Raw genomic sequence first — 2,854 nt, forward strand, 5'->3', positions numbered from 1 at the left:
AACAGGCAAGAGATTGACTCTCGCTGATCGATACCCGAGGGACAGCTAGCCGGACTGGGCGTGGCGGAAGTAATCCACCGTGCGGGCCACCCCGTCGTCGATCAGCACCTCTGGGCGCCAGCCCAAAACCCGTTCAGCCAAACCGATGTCGAGGCAGGACCGTTTCAGGTCGCCCAATCGCGGCTGATGAAATTCCGGATCGTCGTGTGCACCCACTGCGGCCGCCACCGCCGAATGGAGTTGGCGGTCAGAGGTTTCCACGCCGGTGCCGACGTTGAAGCGCTGCCCGCCGCCGTCTGGACCCGAAGCCTTGATGAACGCGTCCACCACGTCGTCGACGAACACATAGTCACGCGTGTTGGAACCGTCGCCGAACACCTTGGTGGGCTTGCCCGACAGCAACGCCTGCGCGAAAATCGCCACGACACCGGCCTCACCGTGTGGATCCTGGCGTGGCCCATAGACATTGGCCGGTGCGATGTGTGAGCACTCCAGGCCGTAGAGATGCCGGAACGTGTTGAGGTAGATCTCGCCGGCCACCTTGCCCGCGGCATACGGCGACGCCGGGTCGGCGGGCACGGCCTCGCTGGTCGGGTAGGTCGGCGGCGTCCCATAGATCGATCCGCCCGAGGAGGTGTGCACGAGCTTGCGCACTCCGGTCAGCCGCGCGGCTTCGGCAAGACGCACGGTGCCGATCACGTTGACCGACGCGTCGAATTGCGGGTCGGCCACCGAGCGCCGCACATCGATCTGCGCGGCCAGGTGGAACACCACTTCCGGCCGATGTTCGCCGAGGATCGCCGCCAGATCGGCGTCGACGATATCGGCCTCGACGAAGGCGAACTCGGGATTGCCGACCAGGTGCTCGAGGTTGGTAGCCCGCCCTGAGTGGTAGTTATCCAGGCCGACGACGCGGTGCCCGTCGCTCAGCAACCGGTCGACTAGCGTCGACCCGATGAACCCGGCAGCCCCGGTGACCAGTGCGCGCACCGGCCCACCATACCGACGGGCCGCCGGAATCCCCAAGGTGGCGCTAGCCGCGGCGGTGCTGGTCGGGGTGCAGCTGCTGATCCGCGGCGTGCTGGCGTTTCGCGGCTATTTCTACTGGGACGACTTGATCCTGGTCGGCCGGGCCGGCACCCATAGCCTGCTGTCGCCGTCGTTTCTGTTCGACGACCATGACGGCCACGTCATGCCGGCCGCATTCCTGGTCGCCGGCACCATCACCCGGCTGGCGCCGCTGAACTGGGTCGGGCCGGCCGTCAGCCTGGTGGTGTTGCAACTGCTGGCTTCGTTGGCCCTGTTGCGCACTCTGTATGTGATTTTGGGCTGGCGGCCGGTGCTGCTGGTTCCGCTGACCTTTGCGCTGTTCACTCCGCTCGGGGTGCCGGGGTTCGCTTGGTGGGCGGCGGCCCTGAACTCGCTGCCGATGCTGGCCGCGCTGGCCTGGGTCTGCGCGGACGCGATCCTGTTGGTCCGCACCGGCAATCAGCGGTACGCCGCGACCGGTGTGCTGGCCTACCTCGGCGGGCTGCTGTTCTTCGAAAAGGCCGCGGTGATTCCATTTGTCGCGTTCACTATCGCGGCGCTGCTGTGCCACGTGCAGGGCGATCGGTCCGCGATGCGGACAGTGTGGCGGTCCGGCATCCGATTGTGGACGGCATCGCTGGCGCTGACCGGTGTCTGGGTCATGGTGTATCTGGCCGTGGTCAACCAGCATCGCTGGAGTTCAGACCTGACGATGACGTGGGATCTGTTGCGTCGCTCGGTAACTCACGGCATCGTCCCGGGATTGGCCGGTGGCCCGTGGGTGTGGGGCAGGTGGGCGCCGGCGTCGCCGTGGGCAGTTCCTCCGACGACGGTCAAGGTGCTCGGCTGGCTGGTGCTGGGCGCCGCGCTGGCAATCTCGCTGGCACGCAAGCGTCGCATCGTACCGGTGTGGTTGACCGCGGCCGGGTACGTGGTTGCCTGTCAGGTACCGATCTATCTGATGCGCTCGTCGCGGTTCACCGTGCTCGAGCTGGCCCAAACACTGCGTTATTTCCCGGATCTCGTCGTGGTGCTGGCATTGCTTGCCGCGGTCGGGTTCTGCGCCGCCAATCGCGCGTCGTCCGGCTGGCTCGATGCGTCGGCAGCCCGCACGGTGGTCACGACCGCGGTGGCGGCGTCGTTCGTGGCGAGCAGCTGGTATTCGACAGCAACGTTCCTGACATCGTGGCGGGACAACCCCGCACAGCCGTATCTGCAGAACGCCCAGCGCGATTTGGCTGCCGCACATACGAACTCGAGCACGCGGTTGCTCGACCAGGAGGTCGACCCGCTGGTGCTCGGACGGGTGGCCTGGCCGGACAACCTGGCCAGCCACATGTTCGCGCTACTGCCCGATCGCCCCGAATTCGGCTCTTCGACAACGCAATTGAAAACGCTGGACAGCAAGGGCCGGCTGGTCGACGCCCAGGTGACCTGGGTGCGCGCGATGGCGCCCGGCCCGGTGCCGCAGTGCGGATACCTGGTCCAGCCCGACCGGCCGGTTGAGGTTGGTCTCGACGGCCCACTGCTCCCGACGGACTGGACGGCCGAGATCAACTACCTGGCCAATAGCGACGGGTCGATAACGGTCTCACTCTCGGAGGGGATCGACACCCGAGTGCAGGTACATCCCGGGCTCAACCGGGTCTACGTGCGACTGCCAGGCGCGGGCAACGCGATGCGGGTGCGGGCCGATACGGCGGCGCTGAGCGTGTGCATCGCCGCGGGGCCGGTGGGATTCGTGTTGCCGCACTGACGCGCGGCAGAGGTGGAGCCACCTAGGAGAATCGAACTCCTGACCTGCTCATTACGAGTGAGCCGCTCT

Annotated in this window: 2 protein-coding genes; one reads left to right on the plus strand and one right to left on the minus strand. The window is 66.7% G+C overall.

Annotated features, from left to right (window positions below; translation table 11 throughout):
• Window positions 1–45: 45 nt before the first annotated feature.
• Entirely contained in the window at window positions 46–990 is a 945-nt protein-coding gene (locus tag VN856_RS12030; protein WP_325689254.1) for an NAD-dependent epimerase/dehydratase family protein, read from the minus strand.
• Here VN856_RS12030 and VN856_RS12035 point away from each other — a divergent pair.
• Window positions 956–2,785: a hypothetical protein gene (locus tag VN856_RS12035; protein ID WP_325689256.1), complete on the plus strand. Its 1,830-nt coding sequence runs from the start codon at window positions 956–958 to the stop codon at window positions 2,783–2,785. The genes VN856_RS12030 and VN856_RS12035 overlap by 35 nt on opposite strands.
• Window positions 2,786–2,854: the final 69 nt, after the last annotated feature.

The organism is Mycobacterium sp., assembly GCF_035603715.1.
Classification (GTDB): domain Bacteria; phylum Actinomycetota; class Actinomycetes; order Mycobacteriales; family Mycobacteriaceae; genus Mycobacterium.

What these genes read in the sequence shown, in the direction of transcription:
- VN856_RS12035 (WP_325689256.1), top strand. Translation starts at nt 956, where the DNA reads ATGAACCCGGCAGCCCCGGTGACCAGTGCGCGCACCGGCCCACCATAC.